This window comes from Nesterenkonia sphaerica (genome assembly GCF_005771565.1).
GTDB classification, from domain to species: Bacteria; Actinomycetota; Actinomycetes; order Actinomycetales; family Micrococcaceae; genus Nesterenkonia; species Nesterenkonia sphaerica.
Window position 1 is genome coordinate 126,144 of sequence record NZ_VAWA01000002.1, and the last position, 20,950, is coordinate 147,093.

The window sequence follows — 20,950 nt, forward strand, 5'->3', positions numbered from 1 at the left end:
ATGGACACTGATGCCTGGGTTCAGGCCCTGGAGAATGAGCTGCACGCTAAGCGGGCCGCGCTGCGCGGACGCAAACCTGCCCTGCGGCGGGTCCGCGGCCGGACCGCGGTGGTCACGGACGCAGCGTGCAGTCTTCCCCTCGACGCCGCCACTGGTGAGCTGCAGCTGGGGACTCTGGCCGAGCACGTTCGTGTGGTGCCCATCCCTGTGATGATTGATGCGCACCCACAGCCTGGCCAGATCTATCCGGAGTCCTCAGCTGAGCTGGCGCGGGACCTCCCGATCGCATTGGCCCAAGGGCTCCCGGTGCGGACCTCCAGGCCCTCTCCCGGGCGCCTCGCCGAGACCTACCAGCAGCTGCACCGGGACGGATTTGCCGCGGTGGTCTCGATCCACCTTTCGGCGAAACTCTCGGGGACCGTGGATGCGGCCACCCTGGCCTCGGCTGAGGCGCCCCTACCGGTGACGGTGGTCGACTCTGGGCAAGCTGGCCTCAGCCTCGGACACGCAGTGATCGCCGCAGCGATGACCGCCCGCCTGGGTGGGACACAGAACGAGGTCGTGCATACGGCAGAGACCGTGGCGCAGAGCTCTCGGTCCTTCTTCGCAGTCCCCAGCCTGGAGCAGCTGCGGCGCGGTGGCCGCATCAACCGGGTCGCCTCGGTGCTGGGCTCGGTGATGCGTGTCAAACCCCTGCTGGCGCTCCGAGAGGGGGAGGTGGTGCTACTGGAGCGGACCCATTCGATGCCGCGAGCCCTTCAGCGGATGTCAGAGACCGCCACCGCCTACGCCGAGACGCTGTCCCGCCCCCGGATCGGTGTGCAGTGCTGCGGCAACCCCGGCGAGGCAGCAGACCTCGCCGCCGAGCTCCAACCGCACTCCCCACAGCCGGTACCGGTCGTCGAATTTCCCCCGGGCCTAGCGGCGCACCTTGGGCTGGGAGCCCTGGGCGTCAGCGTCACCGCCGGCGGCTGAGCCCCGGTCCGCCGGACAGCAGCGGCCCGCCCAGCGTTCTCCCCACCCCTCATATCACCGCCCAGCGCCGCGCCGGGCGGTCCCCACTGGTGTCATGGAATCCGGAGGAGCATCCGTCAGAGAACTAGTTTGACACCCATGGAGTCCTACGGTGCACAGCCAGAACCGGAGACGCTGCTGAGCCGCCGAGAACGCCGCAGAGCACAGCGACAGGAGGCCCATGGGGCGCCCGTCCGCTTTGCGCTGCGGCGTGGCGCGGTGATGATGCTCATCGTCGGGCTGCTGACCTGGATCGCAGTCTCCTGGGTCACTGCCGCCCCCTCTCGGCAGGCACTACCGGAACCGCCGACCTTTGACGAGGCATCCGAGCCGCGCCCCCGGGAGGACCCCGAGTCGCATCAGGACGAGCCGGAGGACGACCAGCCGCAGCAGGACGAAGCTGTGACCGAAGGCCCGCATGAGCCCGTTGTGGTGCATGTGGCCGGGGCGGTGCGCCATCCCCAGGTGGTGCACCTGCAGCCCGGAGACAGAGTCGCCGACGCGGTGGAAGCCGCAGGCGGTCTGCTCCGTGAAGCCGCTGCCGAGGGCGCGAACCTTGCCGCCCCGGTGCTCGACGGCTCCATGATCTACGTGCCGACCGCCGAAGAACTGGACTCAGGACAGCTGCCCCCGCCAGCGGAGGCCGCCGAGTCAGGCTCGGGTGAGCCCGCCAGCGGACCGGTGAATCTGAACTCCGCTGATGCCGCAGAGCTTGAACAGCTCTCCGGCATCGGACCAGCCCTGGCCGAACGGATCATCAGCTACCGAGAGGATCACCAGGGTTTCAGCTCCCTGGAGGAGCTGGCTGCTGTCAGTGGAATCGGTCCTGCCATCATTGAAAATATCGCCGATGACGTCACCTGGTGAGTGTCCCGATGCAGCGGAACAGGCTCGACCTGAGACTGCTGCCGGCGGCATTGGCGGGGTGGGCTGCGGCCCTGGTCGCAGTCCACAGCTCAGGAAGCGTGTCGCTGCACCTCGGGGGTGCACTCGTGGCGGCCTCGCTCGGTTGCGCGAGTGCCGCACTGCTGGGCCGAAGGAAGTGCCCGGCCCACGCGCATGGGGAACGCTGGGTCATGAGAGACCGTGGTGGAACAGTCCTGCTGCATCTGGCGCTGAGCGTCGGTGTCGCTGCCGCGGTCACGCTCTCTGCTGCCCAGACCCAGCACACTCACGAGGAATCCGGTTGGTCCGAGGCAGTGGAGTCGCCTACCCCGATAAGTGTGACGTTCCGCGTCACGCGCGACGCCTCGCCCGTCCAGCAGCGCAGCGGGGACGGATACCGCAGTGACGCCGCAGTGCTCAGCTTCGGTGAGAACGACCAACCGGTCCGGGCCCACGCGGTGGTATTCACTGACACGGAGCTGCGCGCCGGGCATCGTTACACCTCAAAGATGCTCCTATCGGCCACCGATTCGGCCGAACGTTCGACTGCTGTCATGCGGCCGTGGGGCACGGAGGAACCGGTTCGGCAGCAGCCGGACCGCGTCACGGGCGTGGCTGAGACCTTCACCGATCTGCGTCAGGCCACGGTGGAGCATTCGTCCTCGGCGGTCGGGGAGGCTCCGGCTCTGCTGCCCGGGGTCATCCTGGGAGACCGCTCGGGGCAGTCCCAGGAGCTGACAGAGGCGATGCGCGTCGCGGGACTGACGCATATGACGGTGGTCTCTGGCACGCACTGCGCTTTGGTGATGGGGGCACTGCTGGGCTTGGGCCGCATCCTGCGCATACCACGGTGGACCACACTACCGCTGCTGCTGACGGGGCTGGCGCTCTTCGTCATGCTGGTCCAACCAGCACCCAGCGTGATCCGCGCCGCAGTCATGGGATCGATCGGGGCACTGGCCGTCTTCGCCGGGCGGGGCCGAGCGTCCTCATCACTGCTGTGCCTGTGCGTGATCCTGCTGCTGGTCTATGATCCGTGGTTCGGCGTCGCCGCCGCCTTCCAACTTTCGGTGGCGGCCACCGCGGGCATCGTCCTGATCGGGGCCCGGCTCAAGGGGCTCTTCGCTCAGCGGATGCCGAGATTCATGGCGGCTGCGTTGGCGCTGGCCGTCTCGGCGCAACTGTTTGTCACACCCGTGCTGCTGCCCATCGCAGAGGGAGTCACGCTCTACAGCATCCCGGCCAATATCGTGGCCGGGCCCCTGCTGCCGCTGGTGACGGTCCCGGGAACTTTGGCTGCCGTGCTCTCCACCACGCTGCCCGAACTCTCCGCTGTGCTGCTGTGGCTCGCAGGGCTCCCGGGTGCCGGCATTGCTGAGGTGGGCTACGCCGCCGCAGCCATGCCGCATGCACTGGCCCCGTGGCCTGCGGGGCATACCGGGTGGGTGGCGGCGGGAATCTATACGGCGGCGGCACTGGTGGTGTGCCGCATGCTCATTGAGGCGCGGGGCCGCCCTCGAGGGTGGGAGCGGGCTGTCCTGTCCTCAGCTGTCGGGGTGCTGACGGCCGTAGTGATCCCGCTAGCTTCTCTGCAAGGTGTGCTTTTCGGTTCCGCACTCCCGGAACAGTGGAGATTGGCGCTCTGCGACGTCGGACAGGGAGACATGCTCGTAGTCCGGACCGGGGAGTACGCAGGAATAGTGGTCGATGCTGGGGAGGAGCCAGATATGGCTGCAGCATGCTTGACCAAGCTGCGAATCAATGAGGTGGAGATTCTGATGATCACCCATGACCACCTCGACCATTACGGGGGCACTGCCGGAGTCGCCCAAGCCGCCGGGATTGGTGAGATCCTCTATTCAGGAGCTGCCGGGTGGAGTGTCACCGAGGCCGTGGAAGAGCTCGGAGGTACAGCATTGGATGCCCCGGAGGCCCGCGGCAGGGTGGGTCAGACGCTCACCCATGAGGGGGATTACCCGGTGAGCTGGCAGGTCTGGTCCGCCGCAGACTACCACTCCAACACCAACGACAACTCACTTGTGGTGCACTTCGAACTGTGGGCGGCTGAAACGCCAGCAGGCGCAGTCGGATCCGCGATCGACCCGCTGCGCCTGCTGACACTCGGCGATCTGGAGCAGGAGGTTGCGGGGATGCTGCTGGCCCGCGATGCTCTACCCAGCGCCGTCGATATTTTGAAAGTCTCCCACCATGGTGCCGCCAACGGCGGAACCGCCGTCTTGGAGCATTCCGATCCGGCTGTGGCACTGATCGGTGTGGGGGAGGAGAATTCTTATGGGCACCCATCCGGTGCGGTAGTGGCGGCCCTGGACGAGCTAGGCACCGCCACGTACCGCACCGATGAGCATGGCACTGTCGTTTTCAGTCTCACGGAGGAGGCGCTGAAACCTGTGCCTTTAGAGTGACTGCTCAGCTTAGCCGCTGACGACAGGCAGCTGGAGCTGGTCGCCGACGAAGATCAGGTTAGGATCTTCGACCTGATCGACGTTGGCGCCCCAGATGTCAGTCCATTCCAGGCCCAGCGCATCGGCAATGGAGCCCAGTGTGTCGCCGGACTGAATGGTGTAGACCTCACCGGAGAGCTGCACATCAGTGTTCGGCTGTGCGGAGAAGTCACCGGAAGCTGCAGGGGCCGGCTCAGGCTGCGGCTCGGGCTCGGGCTGCGGCTCGGGCTCAGGCTGCGGCTCAGGTGCCTGCTCCTGGGGAGCTTCCTCCTGCTGAGGTGCCTGCTCCTGCTGCTGGTCGGAGCCGGAAGACGCAGCGGTGCTTCCGCTGCCGCCGCTGGGGCTGCCGGAGAGGCCCAGGCTGGCTGAGCATGCTGGCCACTGGCCCCAGCCGTACTGGGCCTGAAGCTCGGTGGCCACGGCGATCTGCTGGTCGCGAGTCGCCTGGTGCGGGTACTCGGCGTACTGCTGGCCGCCCATGGAGTCCCAGGTGGCCTTCATGAACTGCAGGCCGCCGTAGAAGCCGTTGCCGGTGTTGATGGACCAGTTGCCGCCGGACTCGCACTCGGCCAGACGGTCCCAGTCACTCTGGGCGTTGGCGACAGGAGCCTGCGCCACAACGGCACCGCCGGCCAGGGCAGCAGCAGCCACAGAGCTGCCGACGAACTTTTTCCAAGTGGGGGTGGTGGTCTTCATAAAGATTGGTTTCCTCACAGAGGTTGATGATCTGGTTCAGTGACGTCAGCGGTGGGGAAGGAAAATGTCACGCCAACATCACTTTCAATGTCCGCAGTCTAGTAAAGGGTCTCAGAATGGTCACGTCAACCGGGGGTCTCGCACTTCGCTCGGAGCAAAAACCCCGAAAAATCAGGGAAGAAGCGACGTTATCATCCTGTGATCTTAGTTTCTGTGAGTTTTCTGTGAATCTCGCGTTCGCGGGCGGCCCTCACAGCGGGTCTCGGAGCGTGGGACAGCTCATGCACCTCGGTCCGCCCCGACCGCGGCCCAGTTCTCCACCAGGGACTTCGATGACTTCGATGCCAGATTCGCGCAGGAAAGCATTTGATGTGGGAGTGCGATCGTAGGTGATGACCACCCCGGGGGACACTGCCAAAGCGTTGCACCCGTCATCCCACTGCTCCCGGGCCGCCGAATGCAGATCCTGTTCAGCGGTGAGGATCCGCAGCCCATGCAGGCCCAGTGCGTCGGCGATGGCTCGGTGGGCGTGACCGGGTGCATGGTCGGCGATGTTCAGCTCCACCTCCACGGGCGTGCCGCCGGTGCCGCTGCGCGGGGTGATCGTATAGGAGGGAAGCTCGCCCAGACCGGCATATTCGATGAAAGATCGCTCATCGACCATGGTCATCACGGTGTCCAGGTGCATGAACGACCGGGCCTTGGGCAGATCCAGGGCTACCACTCGGTCCGCCGAGCCAGCCGCAAAAAGCCGCCGGGCGATCCGTTCCACACCTTGCGGGGTGGTGCGTTCGCTCATTCCGATGAGCACCGCTCCGTTGCCGAGGACGAGCACGTCACCGCCTTCGACGGTGGCCTGGGCATCGCTGAGTCCGTCGGCCCACCGTTGGAAGGGTGCTGAAGCGAAGCGGGGGTGCCAGCGGTAGACGGCTTCGTACGTGACCGCTTCACGCATCCGCGCCGGCTTTTGCATGGAATTGACCGCCACCCCGTCATAGACCCAGCAGGAGGCATCACGGGCAAAGAGGTGATTGGGCAGCGGTGCCACCACCAAGTCATCTGGGCCCATGGAGTGCAGCACTATTGACCGGGGTTCATCGGTGAGCTCCAGCAGCTCCCGCTTTGTCAGCCCTCCGATGACCAGCTCGGCCAGGGCCGCGCCGTCGAGTTGGCTGGCGACCTGGCGCAGCACCGGAGCCGCGGCGGGGCCGTGCAGGCGTTCATCGAACGTCAGGTCCAGGATGAAGTTTCTGGCCTCTGTCACGGCCAGTGTCTCCCGCAGCAGGACATCCAGGTGGAGCACCTCGGTGCCGGTGGACTCCAGCGCTTCGGAGAACTGATCATGTTCCTCCTGGGCCCGGCGAACCCACATGAGGTCGTCGAAGAGCAGCTCTTCCTTCGTTTCTGGGGTCAGCCGCAGCAGCTCGGTGCCAGGACGGTGCACAATGACCTCGCGCAGCCGCCCCACCTCTGAGCCCACATAGAGTTCATTCATGCGGTTTATGCTTCCACATCATCGAAGGTCACGGGGCCAGGCCGGCCCTAGACTCGAACCACCACCGCTGGTTCGCTGAGCGACGGCGAGACAACGACAGGAACAGGATGCGATCGACCGGATGACTGAGCATACGGATCCCCGACTTCATCGCGACGCGCCAGAGACACTGGATGAGTATCAGCGCCTGGAGCGCTGGCCGGAGTTTCGCGCCGACCTGGAACGTATACGGTTCTCCCCGTACTTTTCCCGTCTGTCTGCGGTCACTCAGGTGATTTCCCAAACTGGGGCCGGCATGGCTATCCACAACCGGCTGACGCATTCGCTGAAGGTGGCGGCAGTAGCCCGAGCCATCGCAGTCTCCGTCTCCTCCACCCCGGGCCGCGCAGCGGAGACGCTGGAGCACTTGGGCGGATGTCATCCTGTGGTCGTCCAAGCGGCAGCCTGCGCGCACGACGTCGGCCACCCGCCGTTCGGCCACCTGGGCGAGCAGGCCCTGGACCGGTTGGCCCGGGAGCACTTCGGGCTGTCCGAAGGGTTCGAAGGCAATGCTCAGAGTTTTCGGATTCTCACCCGGCTGGACCAGTACGACCGGGAGGATGCAGGACTCAACCTGACTGCTGCGGTGCGCTCTGCGGTGCTGAAATACCCGTGGACGCGGGCCGAGGGCGCAGGCCTGGAGGCCGGACCCGAACTCGAACGTGGACTGGCGCCCGTGGGTGGAACCGGGGCCAAGAAGTTCGCCGTCTACACCCTGGACCTGCACAGTCTGCGCAGCGCACGTGCGGCTTACCCGCAGATCCGTCCCCGCCAACAGACCGTGGAATGTTCGGTGATGGACGTGGCCGATGACATCGCCTATTCCCTGCATGACCTTGACGACTTCTACCGTGCTGGCTTGCTGAACCAGGCGGCCATCTCGGCAGAGTTCAAGGCATGGCGTGCCGACCGGTTGCACTTGAGCCGACTCACCAACGGTGAGCTCAATGGGACTCTGCGCCTGCCCGGGCGCTCACTGGAGCTGCTGTGGCGGAAGCTGCAGACCAAGGATCAGTGGATTGCTGATGAGGACGTCTTCGCCCACGCGGTGGCCAGAGTCAGCGAGGATGTCGTTGACGGGTTGCTGGTCGCGCCCTTCGACGGCTCCCGTGCGGCCGAGCGGTCCTTGGCGACGTTCACCGCAAGCTGGATCAGCTACCTGCAGAAGTCGGTAGAGGTCCATGCCGAACCGGCAGTGCGCTCCGGGCACGTCACCCTCAATACTGCGGCCTGGCATGAGGTGGCGGTGTTGAAGTTCCTCCACGAGCGGTTCATCCTGGACCGTCCTGATTTGACCGTCTACCAGCGTGGGCAGGCTCGCCTGCTGAAGCGGCTCGTCTTCGGATTTGATGCATGGCTGGCCGACGCTCATGATGCACGGCGTGCTCCGCGTCGGCTGGTGGACCTGGTGGAACTTGCCACGGAAGATATGTTTCGGCTGGGCAAGGAGGACCCGGACATGCTGGACGCCACTGATGAGCCCAGCATGCGCCGGCACGCCCAGGGCAGGGGCATCATTGACTATGTGGCCTCCTTGACCGACGCCCAGGCGACCTCACTTGATGCTCTGCTGACCGGCACATCCGAACGGTTGTGGGACGCGGGCCAGGGGCTCTGAGATGGAGGGTGACATGGAGCCTCTCTCGGAACCGGCCAGCCCGGGCCCCCCGCTGGGGGTCCGGGTGACAGAGCCTGGTATCATCCGGGTCGCGGCCGTGATCATTCTTGACCAGCGGCAGCGAGTGCTCACGGTGCGCAAAGCTGGAACCCACCGCTTCATGCAACCTGGGGGAAAGCCCGAGCCGGGGGAGACGCCGCAGCAGACCGCAGTCCGGGAGGTCGCTGAGGAAATTGGTCTTTGCCTGGACCCTGCGCGTCTGCAGGACATGGGCACCTTCTATGCCCCAGCGGCCAATGAAGAGAACACTGTGGTGGCCTGCCACAACTTCCTCGTCCCCGGCGACGCCGCCCCCGAGTCGCTGGAGGCATTGGAGCCAGCTGCTGAGATCGCCGAAATCTTGTGGGTCCCCTTGCTCTCCTTGGCCCCGGCCGCCCACCTGGCTCCGCTGCTGACCGAGCAGGTGGCCCCGGCGGTGCGAGACCTCCTGGCGCGAAGTGATTCCGCTGCACGCTGAGTGCTTGTCGAAGCGGGAATGGAACCAGCTGAGCCGCGTTGGACACGGTGGATACCGAACCGGAAGGAACTCCCGCTGATGAATCGTGTGCAGCCGAAGCTGTTCGAGCCCATTACGTTGCGCGGCCACACTGTGCGCAATCGCATTTGGATTCCGCCGATGTGCCAGTACTCTGCATTTGCTCAGGACGGGGTGGCCACGGATTGGCATCTGGCGCACCTGGGGTCCTTTGCGCGCGGCGGTGCCGGTGCCGTGATCGCCGAAGCCACCAGCGTGACAGCTGAAGGGCGGATCTCACCGGAGGATCTGGGACTGTGGAGCGACGAACAGGAGGAAGCGCTGAAGCGTATCGTCAGCTTCGTCCACTCCCAGGGAGCGTCGGCGGGTATCCAACTGGCCCACGCGGGCCGCAAAGCCTCTACTTTTGGACCGTTTGCAGAAGAGTCAGGGTCCGTTCCCCGCGGCCAGGGTGGCTGGCAGACCCTAGGCTCCACTGAAGAGCCGTTCCAGGGGCTGGAGGCACCCCAGGCGCTCGATTCGGCAGGCATCAGCCGGATCGTCGCGGCCTTTGCCGCATCCGCTGAGCGGGCGTTGCGCGCCGGATTCGACCTCATCGAGATTCACGCCGCACATGGGTACCTGCTTCATGAGTTTCTGTCACCACTGAGCAACACTCGCAACGACGCCTATGGCGGCTCCCTGGCCGGCCGGGCGCGGCTCCTGCTCGAGGTGGTCGACGCCGTCCGAACCCAGGTGGGGCCACAGGTCCCTGTGCTGGTCCGGGTCTCTGCCACCGACTGGGTGGAGGAAGGACTAACCCTGGATGACACGGTCGAACTGGCGCAGTGGCTCAAAGACCACGGTGTCGACTTGATTGACGTCTCCAGCGGAGGCAATGTTCCCGTCCGGTTTCCCGTGGGGCCGGGCTACCAGGTGCCGCTGGCAGCCGCCATCGGGACGCAGACCGGGATGCCGGTGGCGGCGGTGGGCCTGATTACGGATCCGGTGCAGGCCGAGCACATCCTTTTCACGGGACAGGCGGATGTGGTGCTTATTGGGCGTGAGGCTCTGCGGGACCCGCACTTTGGCCTGCGTGCCGCCCAACACTTCGGTCATTCGCTGCCCTACGTGCCCACGCAATACTCGAGAGGATTTGGCGCAGGCAAGAAGTGAGCCCGGTCCAGCGGTTCGGGGCGCTGCCTACCGCTGGCTAGGTTGACTCATATGCCTGCCTCGGAGCTACCGGCTCAGTCCGAGGCTGCGAAGAAGTAGTCCGTGGTGTCGAGGAAACCCAAACGCACGCGCAGTGTGCCGTCGTCGTCGGGCGGCACAGCAAGGGCCACATTTCCGGTTTCGGTGCCCCCGGTGTAGAGCTCGGCGAAGTCGTCGAATGAGTCCGGGGTGACCACAATGTAGTCGTAGCTGGCGGAGGTTTCACCAGTGCTGCTGACGTAGGCGAGCTCCACCCCCATCATGGGAGAATCAGAGCCCTCACCGAGGTACGTTGCGCTGATATTGACCAGAATGTAAGTCATCCCGTCCGGAGCTGGGTCGTTGTATGGGTTTTCCGCCGCGATTGCATCATCAGCGTCCCTCTCGACGCTGTGCACGGTGACTTCCCATTCGTCGTCGGCGACCGTCTCACCGAGTGGCAAGGGATCCTCACGGGTGCCTTGGCCTGCCGCGTCACCGGTCTGTTCGGGTGTTTCCCGCTCGTCTGCGACCTCCTCCTGCTGGTCCTGAACTTCCTGTTCGAGTTCGGCGACCTCCTCCTCATCCTCAGGGTCCACGCTGCGCGCCTCCTCTTCCAGACGCAGCAGCTCGTCCTCCGCCGAGGTGAAGAACGCTCCGGTGATCAGCAGCCCAGCGATGGCAAAGATAGTGCCGATGGCGCCGGTGACTACCCCTGCGATCCCTTGGCCCTCTCCACGATGTTTGGCAATAGCAACGATCCCCAATACCACGGCAAGTGGGCCGAGCAGGAAGCTCAGCAGCCCGATGAGCGGGATGAATGCCAGAACGACTGACACTATTCCCAGCACCATGGCGGCGATACCGACTCCCTTGGGTGCTGGAGGGGCCTGCTGGTCGGGATAATACGGGTTATAGGACGCAGTCATGACGTGACCTCTTCACAGGAGTGACTCAGAGACGAAACTACATTCAGTACCGTCAGAAACACTTTGAACTTTACGTGATGCGTGCCCACTCGGTCACGATTATGAGGCGCTGTATTGCGACACTTCCGGGTTCCGTCTCGACGCGTTCAGTCGGAATTCTCAGGATGGCTCTCCAATCGTTGATCGGCTCCCTCGGGCACGATCATCACGGGACCACGGGCGTGCAGGAGGGTGCCCTTGGACACTGAGCCGAGCAGGGTGCTGGCCAAGCCTCCCCGGCCGCGGGTGCCAAGAACCGTCAGTTGAGCTTCACCGCTGGCGCGTTCCAAGATGGGGATGGGATCCCCGCTGGCGACCGAGGCTGTGACTTCGAGCTGCGGGAAGTGGGACCGCAACCACTGCGCATCAGTCTCCAGGGAGGCCTCAATGGCGGTTTTCCGTCGTTTCAGCGCGTGCTCATCGGCTTCGTCGAGCTCGGGGTACCAGACCAACCACCTTTCGAGTGAGGGCAGCGCCATGAGCATATGAAGGGAGGTGCTGCGATCCTGCGCGGCCTGGGCTGCCGCCAGTGCGGCGTATCGACTGTGCTGCGAACCGTCCATCCCCACCACCACCGGCAGGTCGTCGTTGCGGGGGTAGAACTTTTCACGTCCTTCCGCGTTCCCGCCACGGTAGTGGCGCGGCACGACCACAGTGGGGCAGTGTGAGTGCGCGGGCAGCGCTGACGCCACGGAGCCGAGCAGTCGGCTGAGGAACCCTCCGCGGCCACGTGCGCCGATGACCACCAGGTCCGCTGCGGCAGAGGCCTCCACCATCACGCCCGCGGCGTCTCCCCGCACCGCTCGGTACGAGACTTCCCCGGGATACTCACTGAGGTAGGCCCGGGCTTGCTGCAAAGTGTCGTCGGCAACCCGTTGCCTCATCTCGTCCTCACGGTCAGCGGGAAGAGCCGCATAGGTGGTGTAGATCATGGCCGGCACCTTGAAGGCGGTGATGACCGTGAGCAGAGAGTTGCGGCGCCGGGCGGCGCGTGCGGCGTAATTAAGGGCCAGCAGACTTCCCCCGGACCCATCGAACCCTGCGACCACACCGAGGCCGCGTTCGGAGGAATCGATAGGACTCTGCACCGCCTGGGGATCAACGCGGTTTTTCATGAAGGCCTTCCCCGGGGGTCTTTCCGCCTTCGACGATTATGGCGACCCCCCGCCTGTGAGAGCCATCACCGTCACTATCGAGTTTACCAAGTGGGGTCCCCATTCGGTCCTAGTGCATCGGGCCTCTCGCGAGAAATTCCGGGTCAGCACGCAGCACGACAGCGCAGCACGGGGGTGAGTGGTGAGTCAGTACGCCTCTTGAGCTCCGTGCTGGGCCTGTTCGGCGGTAAAACCCTCGAACTCCAATTGGTCGATCAGGCCCTGAAGTGAAAACGACGTGTAGTCCAGGTAGGACTCAGCTGACAACACCGCCTGCTCGTACCAGTCGACGTCAATAGCGTCCACAGCGTACTCGGCGTCTTCTGCGCTGAAGCCCTCGAACTCGAGCTGTGCAATGAGCCCTTCACGGGAAAAGGCGGTGAAATTCAGGTATGACGTCGCGGACTCTCTGGCATTCCGCTGACCCGACGTTTCCTCGGCTGCGGAGCCTGCCTCTGCTGCGTCCTCCTCTGCAGCGGCGGCCTCTTCAGCCTCGCGTTCGCGCTCTGCTTCCTGCTCAGCTTCCCGTTCTGCTTCCCGCTGAGCCTCCTCCTCTGCGTCCGCTTCGGCCTGGCGAGCCTCTTCGGCTTCGCGTTCCGCTTCAGCTGTTGCGGCTTCTTCCTCAGCCAGCCGTTCGGCCTCAGCATCCTGCTCTGCCTGCCGTTCCGCCTCCTCGGTGTCCTCGCGGTCCTGCTCCTGACCAGCGCGTATTTCGTCCACACCTTCGGGCTCTGCGCTCGGCACAATGAGCGCCAATATCAGCAACGCACCGAAGAGTGCGATGAGTCCGCCGCATCCCATCGTGCCGATACGGGCCACAAGAGGCCACCGCTTGAAGCGCTGCCAGGCAGACAGCCGTTCGGGCTCACTCAGCGAGGTGGCAGGTTGTGAAGAGTTCGTGGTCATCGTCTTTTCCTCTCAATAAGGGGTGACCCACCACCGCGCGGGGACGAGCGGAGAGCCGCCGTAGGGCTGGCTGGATCACCGTCAGAGGCGTGCCTCAGGATCGGTGGGACCAGTGACAGGGGCCGGAGGCGTATGTCCGGTCCCATACGCCCAAAGTCCAAAGTAGGTGAGGGGTCGGAGATGGAATCGGTCGGGCGGTGGCCCCGCCGCGGCCGGCTTCGAGGAAAAGTTGTCGTGTGTGAACTCAGCTATCGGCGCCTGAGCCAACAGCCCAAGCACAGCGCGAACGCCATCAGCAGAAAGACGGTTCCGGACAGCACAGACAACCAGAGCAGCTGGTGATAGAAAGCGATAAAGGCTTCCATGAATCAACGCTACCCGGCGCAGTGGTCCGAAGTCTGCACCATTCCGGGTTTTGTAATCGAATGGAAACTGTCTGGCGCTCGTGAGGTCTTGGGGTGGAAGACGTACAACGAAGTGCCGGTGAAGCCGAGGCACCAGACTATCGGCTCAGATCACTTTCCGAACCGATTACCTCGGATGTCCCGTTGCTTCCTGGGACCTTTGGGGTGAGTGACGGGGCTTGAACCCGCGACCCTCGCGACCACAACGCGATGCTCTACCAGCTGAGCTACACCCACCATGCGCTTCTGCCGAAGCTCTCACTTCGCAAAAAAGCAACCTGTACAGGATACACCGGAATCGCTTCCGGAGCGAGTTCAGCGCAGCATCTGCTCCCGGTAGTGCCGCAGCTCCGCAATCGAGTCCAAGATATCGCCCATGGCGCGGTGGTTCCCGGTCTTTTTCGGCGCGCTGGCTTTCGCCTCGGGATACCACCGGGAGGCCAGCTCCTTCAGGGTGGAGACATCCACGATCCGGTAATGCAAGTGCTGGGTCAGGGTGGGCATTTCCAGCCGCAGAAACGCGCGGTCTGCATGGACCGAATTCCCCGCCAGGGGAGCGACGCCGGCCTCCGGGACCCACTGCTGCACGTACTCCAGGACTCGCTTCTCCGCCGTCTCCACGGCGACACCATCTTCAAGCTCGGCCAGCAGCCCGGACTCAGTGTGCATATCGCGCACCACCTTCTCCATACCTGCCAGTGCCTCCGGCTCCGGGCGAATCACCGCTTCGACCCCCTCGCCGAGCACTTCGAGCTCAGCGTCGGTGACGAGCGCCGCCACCTCGATGAGTACGTCTTTCTCAGGGCTCAGGCCGGTCATCTCACAGTCGATCCAGACCATACGGCCGGACCAGTCGCCAGCACCGGCAGGGGTCATGTGGGCAGTGGATTCATTCACGGACAGACACTCTACCCACCCGGGGCAGCAGAGCGCGCCAAGTAGACTCTCTGCGGTGACACTTCAGGCGCGTACAGTGATCGGTTACGGCCTTGCCGGTTCGCTGCTGATCCTCTGCGGGTCCCTGGGTGTGGGGTGGTTCGCTGCCGACGCCCCGCTCACCCGCCTGCCGCTATTGATATGGCTCCGAAGCGAAATGTTCGGTGTGGCGCTGTCCGTTGTGGCACTGACTGCCGGCTGCTGGGTGCTGTTCCACGCCTGGCTGCGCCTGAAGCACCTTGCCGTGTCGTTGCGTGTGGTCACTGCTGCGGCTCTGGCCTGGACCTCGCCACAGCTGCTGGCAGTGCCGATCTTCTCCCGTGACGTCTTCGCCTATGTGAACCAGGGGAGGCTGATCCTGGCAGGTGAAAACCCGTACATCACCGGCGTCTCTTCTCTGGACAATTGGTTCCAGCGGGGGACTGACATCGGCTGGGCGGAGGACGCCACGCCCTATGGCCCGCTGTTTCTGTGGATCGCAGCCGGGGTGATGCGGGTCTCCGCAGACTCCGCCGAACTCGCAGTTCTGCTCTTTCGGCTGGTCTGTGTCGCCGGCGTGGCGCTGATCCTGATCTTTGTTCCCAAACTCGCTGAACAGATGGGCACTGACCCGGTCCGGGCTCAATGGGTGGTCGGTGCTAACCCCCTGCTGATCATCAGTTTCATCTCCAGTGCCCACAATGATGCGCTGATGGTCGGACTGGCACTGGCCGGCACGTGGTGCGCAATCGGCGCTGGACGCCGCCGGGGCGGAGCTCACTGGGTCTTAGGGCTGCTGGCACTGGTGCTGATGGCGGCCTCCATCGGGACCAAACTGATCACCCTGGTGATGCTGCCCTTCATCGGTCTGCTGTGGGCCGGCACCCGAGCCAGCTGGCCGGCCCGGCTCAGCTACTGGATGCTGACCGCCGGGCTGACCGGCGCCATTCTGGCTGGGCTCGGGGCACTGGGCGGTTTCGGGCTGGACTGGGTGAGCGTGCTGGCCGGTACGGGATCGGGCGCATCCTTCTGGGCTCCGCTGACGATTTTGGTCACCCCGCTGGCGGGGTTGTGGCTGCTGCTGGGACACTCTCCGGACATCGTCTACGACGTCGCTGGAACCCTCGGGAGGATGTGCTCGGTGGTGGTGGTGCTGTGGCTGATGTTCCGCGGCGAGCAGCACCGCGCATTCCACCGCATGATGTGGGCCTTCGCCGCGGTGGTGCTGCTGTCCCCGCTGATTCAGCCCTGGTACTTGCTCTGGATCCTGCCGCTCTTCGCGGCCGCCGGTCACCTCACCGGAGGCCGCAGGCGCTGGCCGCTGGCGCTGACGGTCGGCGTCACCGGTTTCTTCTTGGCGTTTGGGGCGGCGGATCAGCTGTTCGTCCATCAATTTCTGCAGGCGGACCTGATGATGGTGCTGATCTCGGCGGCAGTCTCCGTGGCAGGCGTCACGCTCATTTGGTTCCTGGACGCCAAGGCTCGCTCGGTAGTGTTGAGTCGTGATCCCGCTGCTCCTTAACCGTGCTTCGCGCACCGCCGACGCCGCTCGGGAGGCACTGGGCAGCTTCCGGGGCACCTCCTGGCTGATCGGGGGGCCCGAGGGTGAGATTTCCCATACGCTGCGTCAGGGTCTACTGGCGGCGGTGATGATCATGGTCGGCTCCTGGGGCGTGGGCTGGCTGCTGATGGTCTCGGGGTCGTGGATGCCGCTGCACCACGCATTGCTTCCGCTGCGCACCACCACCGCCGGGGCCATCACCTGCGCGGTGCTTCTGGTGGTCGGTGCCCTGCTGCTGCTGCGCTCCTGGCTGCGGTTGTCTCAGCGGATCACCGGATGGGACGATCCCACTGCGCTTGCCACCATGCGCCGCGCCGCGCTGCTCTGGGGCGCACCCATGCTCGCCTGTTTCCCCATCTTCTCCCGGGACGTCTTCTCCTACCTGGCCCAGGGCGGCCTGCTCGCCGCAGGCCAGAACCCCTACGAGGCGGGAGTCTCCGAGCTGCCCGGCTGGTTCGGGGTGGGGGCAGATGATCTTTGGGCCGAGTCACCCTCTCCCTACGGTCCGCTGTTCCTTCTGCTGGCCCAAGGCATCTGGGTGCTCACCGGCGGAGTCCCGGAGCTCTCTGTGCTGCTGTTCCGGCTGCTGGCGGTGTTCGGCGTCGTGCTCATGCTGCTGATCATTCCCCGCCTGGCCATAATGTTCGGTGCCCAGCCGTCCTGGGCGATCTGGCTCTGCCTGCTCAATCCGCTGAGCCTGCTGGTCTTCATCCCCGCCGCGCACAATGATGCGCTGATGATCGGCCTCATGCTGGCCGGAATCTGGTACGCCCTGCGCGGCAAGCGCCTTGCTGCGGCACTGCTGCTGATCGGTGCAGTGGCCATCAAACCTATCGCCCTGGTGGTGCTGCCCTTCGCTGCGCTGCTGGCGCTGGAAAAGACAGAGAACTACCTCCACCGCATCCGCGAATGGGCCCTGGTCGGCGTGCTTGGCGCGGTGCTGCTATTCGGCGGCGGCTGGCTGATCGGTGTGGGCACCGGCTGGTTCACTACCGCGTTGGGCGCAGGTGCGGCTGTGCTGCAGGGCGCCCCGGTAGGCCTTCTGGGCCTGGGCCTGGGCTGGTCGGTGGAGCTGCTCGGCGGCCCCGACCACGGCGTCGTCGCCAGTTGGTTCTACACGGCAGCCCGGCTGGTCTCAGCTGCGGTCCTGGCACTGATGCTGCTGCAGCCTCGGATTGGGAACCCTGTCCTCTGGGCAGGCTACGGCTTGACTGTCGTGGTGCTGACCTCCTCGGTGATCCAGCCGTGGTATGTGCTATGGCTCCTTCCCCTCTTCGCCGTGGTCCACGTTTATCGCGGCATGATCCTGAAGCTTGTCACTCTGCTGCTGACGATCATGACCCTGCTGGCCATGGTGGGCCAGCTGTCGGTGGTGCAGTGGGTGGATTCGCTGCTGGTGCAGGCGGTGGCCTCCGCAGTGGCGGCGGGGTATCTGCTCTACATCATTTTTATCGACCCCAATACCACCACACTGTTCCGCCGGAACCGACCCTCCGCCCGGTGGAACGCGGCCCAGGGCTGGATGCGCCTGCGTGACCTCTCCGCCCCGGAGTCCTCCTGGTCGGCCTCCGACATCTGCCGAAAGGACCGGTGAGCAATGGCTGCCCCACAGCTTTCCGCCCGTGCGGTCATCGTCCTGCTCACCGCCACCTTCATCGGCGCGTTGCTGTCAGTGGTGGCTGTGCAATGGTGCCGGATCAATGGCTGGACCGACCCCGGACAACACCTGGCTCTGTGTTATTCGGATTTCCCGCTGCTGTTCGCAGAGCGCGGCCTGGCAGACGGCGCATTCCCATTCATCGATGACGTCTCGGACGCAGAAACCATGGAGTACCCGGTGCTGATCGGGATGGTCGCCGGGGTGATTGCGGCAGTGATACCGGGCGAGGGTGCCACGGGGGAGCGCCTGCTGGCATTCCACGATCTCAACCACTTGGCAGTGATGGTGTGCTGGGTTGGCCTGGTGCTGGTCACCGCACTGTCGCTGCCACCAGAGCGACGCCGTCACGCACTCCTGGTTGCCCTGGCTCCGGGCATCATTCTCACCGTGTCCATCAACTGGGACATGTGGGCGGTGTTCCTGGGTGCGGCGGCGCTGCTGGCCTGGGGGCGCCGCCGTCCTGTGCTGGCGGGGGCGCTGATCGGCCTGGGCACGGCGATGAAGCTGTATCCGCTGCTGTTCCTGGGGGCGATGATTGTCCTCTGCGTGCGGACCGGGCAATGGCGGACGCTGGCGCTGACGGTGTGCGCCGCCGCGGTGACCTGGCTGGCGGTCAATGCGCCGTTCATGCTGACCCAGCCGGAACAGTGGGCGACCTTTTACCGCTTCTCCTCCGCCCGCGAACCGGGGTTCTCCTCGGTGTGGTTGGCCCTGACGCCGACCGGGTGGTCCGGAGAGACATTCTCCCTGCTCTCCAACGGGCTGTTCCTGCTGTGCTGTGTGGCCATTGCCTGGCTGGGTCTGGCGGCAGCGCACCGGCCCACCACAGCGCAGCTGTGTCTGCTGATTGTGGGGTGCTTCGTCCTACTGGGGAAGGTGTACTCCCCGCAGTTCGTCATATGGCTGATCCCGCTGGTGGTGCTGGCGCTGCCGCGGCCGGCGGTCTTTCTCACCTGGCAGGGCGCCGAAGTCTTCCATTGGCTCAGCGTGTGGCTGATCAGCGCCAAGATCACCTCAGACGGCGCCGTCGGCGGCGGGCACTACATCTTCGAGGTGCTCTACGGGCTCGGCATCGCCGCCCATATGGCAGCCCTGATCTGGATCCTGGTCCTGGTGGTGCGCGATATTCTGCGCAGGCCCACTGCTGATCCGCTGGCCGGCCCGGTGGGCCCCTGCGCGGACGCTCTGCCGTGGCTGAGCAAGGCAGAGCCGCATACGCCGAGCAGAACGGCCGCCGATGGGTGAAATGCTGGGGGTCATAGCCCCGCTGTTCGTACTGATCCTGGTCGGCTTCGCCGCCGGCTTCGGCACCCGGTTCCGAGAGGGAGCGCCTTACCTCAACGCCTTCGTGTTCTATTTCGCCCTGCCCTGCTTCCTCTACACCTCCATCGTCTCCGCCCCGGAGGTACAGAGCTTCCCGCTGGCGGTGCCGCTGATCGTGCTGACAGTGACACCGCTGCTCGCGGTGGGGTTGTACTACCTGTGCCGCGGCCTGGGCGGGCTGTCCAAAGAGCTGGCCGCACCCGTGTCGCTGGCCGGCAGTTTCGGCAACGTGGGCTACTTCGGGATCCCCATATCCGTGGGTCTGCTGGGGCCCGAGGCCGGCCTGACCGCAGGGATCGTGCACATGCTGCACAACATTTTCTTCATGAACGCCTACCCTCTGGTCCGTACTGCCGTGCTGACCCGGCAGCGCGAAGGTGCCGCAGGGTCCTTCGGCCAACTGTGGCGGCTCCAGCTGTGGCCCATCCTTCGCCGCGGCCTGCTGCAGAACCCGGTGTTCTGGTTCATGGGCCTTTCGCTGCTGGTGGTGCTGACCCCCTTCAGCATGCCTGCACTGTTCGACGAGCCGGTCGCGATGCTCGGTGCCACCGCGGTGCCACTGGCGCTGGTGTGCGTCGGCCTGGCCCTGCACCCGGCGCTTCAGGGAGTGCGCAGCGGGGCGGTGCCGCTGCTGCCGGTGGGTATCGGCACCTCTGTGAAGCTGCTGGTGCTGCCCGTGCTGACCTGGTTGGCTGTGCTGCCGTTCTATGACTCCCTGGGCCCAGTCTGGGCCGGGACCCTCATCATTCTGGCTGCTACGCCGTCGTCGACCACGGCGTTCATCTTCTCTGAACAGTACGACCGTGACGGTCGCATGGCGGCGGCGGTGCTCGTGGGGACCACCGGGGTCTCACTGCTGACCCTTCCCCTGGTCGCGGTGCTGCTGCTTTAGGGTGACCTCAACTACGTAACATAATTAGCAAATGGACTTGTGACGTATAGTTGTTAATCGGGCTTCCACAGGGGAGGCTCCGCACTCGCACCCAAGGGAACCTATGGTCACTTGGAAAGGACCCCGAAGAATGATTCGTATGACCCGGGCGGCAGCCGCTGTCGCCGCGGCCTCCGCATTGGTGCTCACCGCTTGCGGAGACGACCAGGACACCACAGGAGGCAACGACGGTGACGCAGCCGGGGGAGCTGAAGGCGACAGCCTCGTGCTCTACTCCGGACGCAACGAAGAGCTGATCCAGCCGCTGGTCGACCAGTTCGAGGAGGAAACCGGGATTGAGGTGGACGTCCGCTTCGGTGACACCGCCGAACTCGCCGCACAGCTGCTCGAGGAGGGCGAGGCCAGCCCAGCCGACCTCTTCCTGGCCCAGGACGCCGGCGCGCTCGGTGCTGTGGCGCAGGAGGGCCTCTTCGCCGAACTGGATCAGGACGTGCTGGAGCAGGTGCCGGAAATTTACCGCGACGACGCAGACACGTGGGTAGGCGTCTCCGGACGCCTGCGGACCTTGATATACAACACCGATATGGTGGATGAGTCCGACCTTCCCGAAACGGTCGAAGAGCTCACCGGTCCCGAGTACGAAGGCCGGGTGGCGATCGCTCCCACCAACGCGTCCTTCCAGTCCTTCGTCACCGCGCTGCGTGTCACAGAGGGCGACGACGCCGCAAAGGACTGGCTGGAGCAGATGGCGGACAACGATCCGCAGTACCGTGAGAAGAACGGCGTGATCGTCTCCGATGTCATTGACGGGGCCGTCGAGATGGGCCTGGTCAACCACTACTACCTCTACGCCCAAGCCGAGGAACGCGGAGTCGACGTTGATGAGCTGCCCGCCGCCAACCATCTGTTCCCTGATGGAAACGTTGGGGCCCTGATGAATGTGGCCGGGGCCGGGATCCTGAATCCCGACAATGACGCTGCTGCCCAGCTGTTGGAGTACTTCCTCTCCCAGGAGGGTCAACAGTACTTTGTGGAGGAGACCGCAGAGTATGCCATGATCGACGGCTTCGATGCTCCCGAGGGAATGCCGGCACTGGACGATCTCGATGTGCCGGACATTGACCTGAATCAGCTTGACGACCTCGAATCGACAATCCAGCTGATCACTGAAGCCGGAATGGCGGGCTAACCCATCACTACTGTCGCGGAAGCTGCCCAGCAGCGGGTCGCCTGGCCGAGTCAGCCAGGCG

General features: G+C 64.9%; 17 protein-coding genes and 1 tRNA gene. 11 read left to right on the plus strand and 7 right to left on the minus strand.

The features are described 5' to 3' along the window. The 3 genes from FEF27_RS02100 (at nt 1) to FEF27_RS02110 (ending at nt 4,322) form a co-directional block, all read left to right on the plus strand. Nucleotides 1-975, plus strand: a complete 975-nt coding sequence (locus FEF27_RS02100) for a DegV family protein (protein WP_138169176.1) — start codon at nt 1-3, stop codon at nt 973-975. 138 nt (nt 976-1,113) lie between these two features. Next, entirely contained in the window at nt 1,114-1,881 is a 768-nt protein-coding gene (locus FEF27_RS02105) for a ComEA family DNA-binding protein (RefSeq protein WP_138169177.1), read from the plus strand. A 209-nt stretch (nt 1,882-2,090) separates the two neighbouring features. Then, nucleotides 2,091-4,322 (plus strand): ComEC/Rec2 family competence protein, encoded by a 2,232-nt coding sequence (locus tag FEF27_RS02110; protein ID WP_166429881.1) that lies wholly within the window; start codon nt 2,091-2,093, stop codon nt 4,320-4,322. 9 nt (nt 4,323-4,331) lie between these two features. On the opposite strand, the gene FEF27_RS02115 is transcribed toward FEF27_RS02110, so the two are convergent. Together FEF27_RS02115 and FEF27_RS02120 are read right to left on the minus strand one after the other, a co-directional pair. Then, on the minus strand, nt 4,332-5,057 hold the full coding sequence (locus tag FEF27_RS02115) for a LysM peptidoglycan-binding domain-containing protein (protein ID WP_138169179.1): 726 nt from the start codon (nt 5,055-5,057) through the stop codon (nt 4,332-4,334). 250 nt (nt 5,058-5,307) lie between these two features. Continuing rightward, nucleotides 5,308-6,552, minus strand: coding sequence for an arginine deiminase (locus FEF27_RS02120; protein WP_138169180.1), 1,245 nt, complete (start codon nt 6,550-6,552; stop codon nt 5,308-5,310). A gap of 121 nt (nt 6,553-6,673) precedes the next feature. Between FEF27_RS02120 and FEF27_RS02125 the strand changes: the two genes are divergently transcribed. From FEF27_RS02125 to FEF27_RS02135, 3 genes are all read left to right on the plus strand, one after another. Continuing rightward, nucleotides 6,674-8,209 (plus strand): deoxyguanosinetriphosphate triphosphohydrolase family protein, encoded by a 1,536-nt coding sequence (locus FEF27_RS02125; protein WP_138169181.1) that lies wholly within the window; start codon nt 6,674-6,676, stop codon nt 8,207-8,209. A 13-nt stretch (nt 8,210-8,222) separates the two neighbouring features. Beyond that, nucleotides 8,223-8,726 (plus strand): NUDIX hydrolase, encoded by a 504-nt coding sequence (locus tag FEF27_RS02130; protein WP_166429882.1) that lies wholly within the window; start codon nt 8,223-8,225, stop codon nt 8,724-8,726. A 78-nt stretch (nt 8,727-8,804) separates the two neighbouring features. After that, on the plus strand, nt 8,805-9,899 hold the full coding sequence (locus FEF27_RS02135) for an NADH:flavin oxidoreductase/NADH oxidase (RefSeq protein ID WP_424991661.1): 1,095 nt from the start codon (nt 8,805-8,807) through the stop codon (nt 9,897-9,899). A gap of 74 nt (nt 9,900-9,973) precedes the next feature. Here the strand turns inward: FEF27_RS02135 and FEF27_RS02140 are convergent, their stop codons facing one another. The 5 genes from FEF27_RS02140 to orn all read right to left on the minus strand — a co-directional run bounded on the left by FEF27_RS02140 (nt 9,974) and on the right by orn (nt 14,246). Next, a complete protein-coding gene (locus FEF27_RS02140) occupies nt 9,974-10,846 on the minus strand; it encodes a DUF4190 domain-containing protein (RefSeq protein WP_138169182.1) in 873 nt (290 codons plus the stop codon). Between the two features lie 146 nt (nt 10,847-10,992). Beyond that, complete coding sequence (locus FEF27_RS02145) at nt 10,993-12,000, minus strand: universal stress protein (protein ID WP_138169183.1); 1,008 nt, start codon at nt 11,998-12,000, stop codon at nt 10,993-10,995. Between the two features lie 186 nt (nt 12,001-12,186). After that, entirely contained in the window at nt 12,187-12,945 is a 759-nt protein-coding gene (locus FEF27_RS02150) for an Ltp family lipoprotein (protein ID WP_243728969.1), read from the minus strand. Nucleotides 12,946-13,510: 565 nt separating this feature from the next. Continuing rightward, nucleotides 13,511-13,586: transfer RNA gene (locus FEF27_RS02155), tRNA-His, on the minus strand. A 78-nt stretch (nt 13,587-13,664) separates the two neighbouring features. After that, entirely contained in the window at nt 13,665-14,246 is a 582-nt protein-coding gene (orn, locus tag FEF27_RS02160) for an oligoribonuclease (RefSeq protein WP_341805599.1), read from the minus strand. Between orn and mptB (FEF27_RS02165) the strand changes: the two genes are divergently transcribed. The 5 genes from mptB (FEF27_RS02165) to FEF27_RS02185 all read left to right on the plus strand — a co-directional run bounded on the left by mptB (FEF27_RS02165) (nt 14,224) and on the right by FEF27_RS02185 (nt 20,889). Beyond that, nucleotides 14,224-15,786 carry a polyprenol phosphomannose-dependent alpha 1,6 mannosyltransferase MptB gene (mptB, locus tag FEF27_RS02165; protein ID WP_279526775.1) on the plus strand — a complete coding sequence of 521 codons (1,563 nt, stop codon included), beginning with the start codon at nt 14,224-14,226 and terminating at the stop codon, nt 15,784-15,786. The two genes, orn and mptB (FEF27_RS02165), sit on opposite strands and share 23 nt — an antisense overlap. Next, complete coding sequence (gene mptB / locus FEF27_RS02170) at nt 15,767-17,419, plus strand: polyprenol phosphomannose-dependent alpha 1,6 mannosyltransferase MptB (protein ID WP_138169185.1); 1,653 nt, start codon at nt 15,767-15,769, stop codon at nt 17,417-17,419. Before mptB (FEF27_RS02165) ends, mptB (FEF27_RS02170) begins: the two co-directional genes overlap by 20 nt. Nucleotides 17,420-17,422: 3 nt before the next feature. Beyond that, complete coding sequence (locus FEF27_RS02175; protein WP_138169186.1) at nt 17,423-18,730, plus strand: glycosyltransferase family 87 protein; 1,308 nt, start codon at nt 17,423-17,425, stop codon at nt 18,728-18,730. Then, nucleotides 18,723-19,700, plus strand: coding sequence for an AEC family transporter (locus tag FEF27_RS02180; RefSeq protein WP_138169187.1), 978 nt, complete (start codon nt 18,723-18,725; stop codon nt 19,698-19,700). The genes FEF27_RS02175 and FEF27_RS02180 overlap by 8 nt, the downstream gene beginning before the upstream one ends. A gap of 130 nt (nt 19,701-19,830) precedes the next feature. Then, the gene (locus tag FEF27_RS02185) at nt 19,831-20,889 is read left to right on the plus strand and encodes an iron ABC transporter substrate-binding protein (protein WP_138169188.1); all 1,059 of its coding nucleotides are present in this window, start codon (nt 19,831-19,833) and stop codon (nt 20,887-20,889) included. Nucleotides 20,890-20,950 lie beyond the last annotated feature (61 nt).

Excerpts from the sequence above, each read along its gene's own strand:
- FEF27_RS02150 (WP_243728969.1), bottom strand. The coding sequence starts at position 12,945 with ATGACCACGAACTCTTCACAACCTGCCACCTCGCTGAGTGAGCCCGAA.
- FEF27_RS02180 (WP_138169187.1), top strand. The coding sequence starts at position 18,723 with ATGGGTGAAATGCTGGGGGTCATAGCCCCGCTGTTCGTACTGATCCTG.
- FEF27_RS02120 (WP_138169180.1), bottom strand. The coding sequence starts at position 6,552 with ATGAATGAACTCTATGTGGGCTCAGAGGTGGGGCGGCTGCGCGAGGTC.
- FEF27_RS02140 (WP_138169182.1), bottom strand. The coding sequence starts at position 10,846 with ATGACTGCGTCCTATAACCCGTATTATCCCGACCAGCAGGCCCCTCCA.
- FEF27_RS02110 (WP_166429881.1), top strand. The coding sequence starts at position 2,091 with ATGAGAGACCGTGGTGGAACAGTCCTGCTGCATCTGGCGCTGAGCGTC.
- FEF27_RS02130 (WP_166429882.1), top strand. The coding sequence starts at position 8,223 with ATGGAGCCTCTCTCGGAACCGGCCAGCCCGGGCCCCCCGCTGGGGGTC.
- FEF27_RS02125 (WP_138169181.1), top strand. The coding sequence starts at position 6,674 with ATGACTGAGCATACGGATCCCCGACTTCATCGCGACGCGCCAGAGACA.
- FEF27_RS02115 (WP_138169179.1), bottom strand. The coding sequence starts at position 5,057 with ATGAAGACCACCACCCCCACTTGGAAAAAGTTCGTCGGCAGCTCTGTG.
- FEF27_RS02175 (WP_138169186.1), top strand. The coding sequence starts at position 17,423 with ATGGCTGCCCCACAGCTTTCCGCCCGTGCGGTCATCGTCCTGCTCACC.
- FEF27_RS02145 (WP_138169183.1), bottom strand. The coding sequence starts at position 12,000 with ATGAAAAACCGCGTTGATCCCCAGGCGGTGCAGAGTCCTATCGATTCC.
- FEF27_RS02100 (WP_138169176.1), top strand. The coding sequence starts at position 1 with ATGGACACTGATGCCTGGGTTCAGGCCCTGGAGAATGAGCTGCACGCT.
- FEF27_RS02105 (WP_138169177.1), top strand. The coding sequence starts at position 1,114 with ATGGAGTCCTACGGTGCACAGCCAGAACCGGAGACGCTGCTGAGCCGC.
- FEF27_RS02185 (WP_138169188.1), top strand. The coding sequence starts at position 19,831 with ATGATTCGTATGACCCGGGCGGCAGCCGCTGTCGCCGCGGCCTCCGCA.
- mptB (WP_279526775.1), top strand. The coding sequence starts at position 14,224 with ATGTGGGCAGTGGATTCATTCACGGACAGACACTCTACCCACCCGGGG.
- FEF27_RS02135 (WP_424991661.1), top strand. The coding sequence starts at position 8,805 with ATGAATCGTGTGCAGCCGAAGCTGTTCGAGCCCATTACGTTGCGCGGC.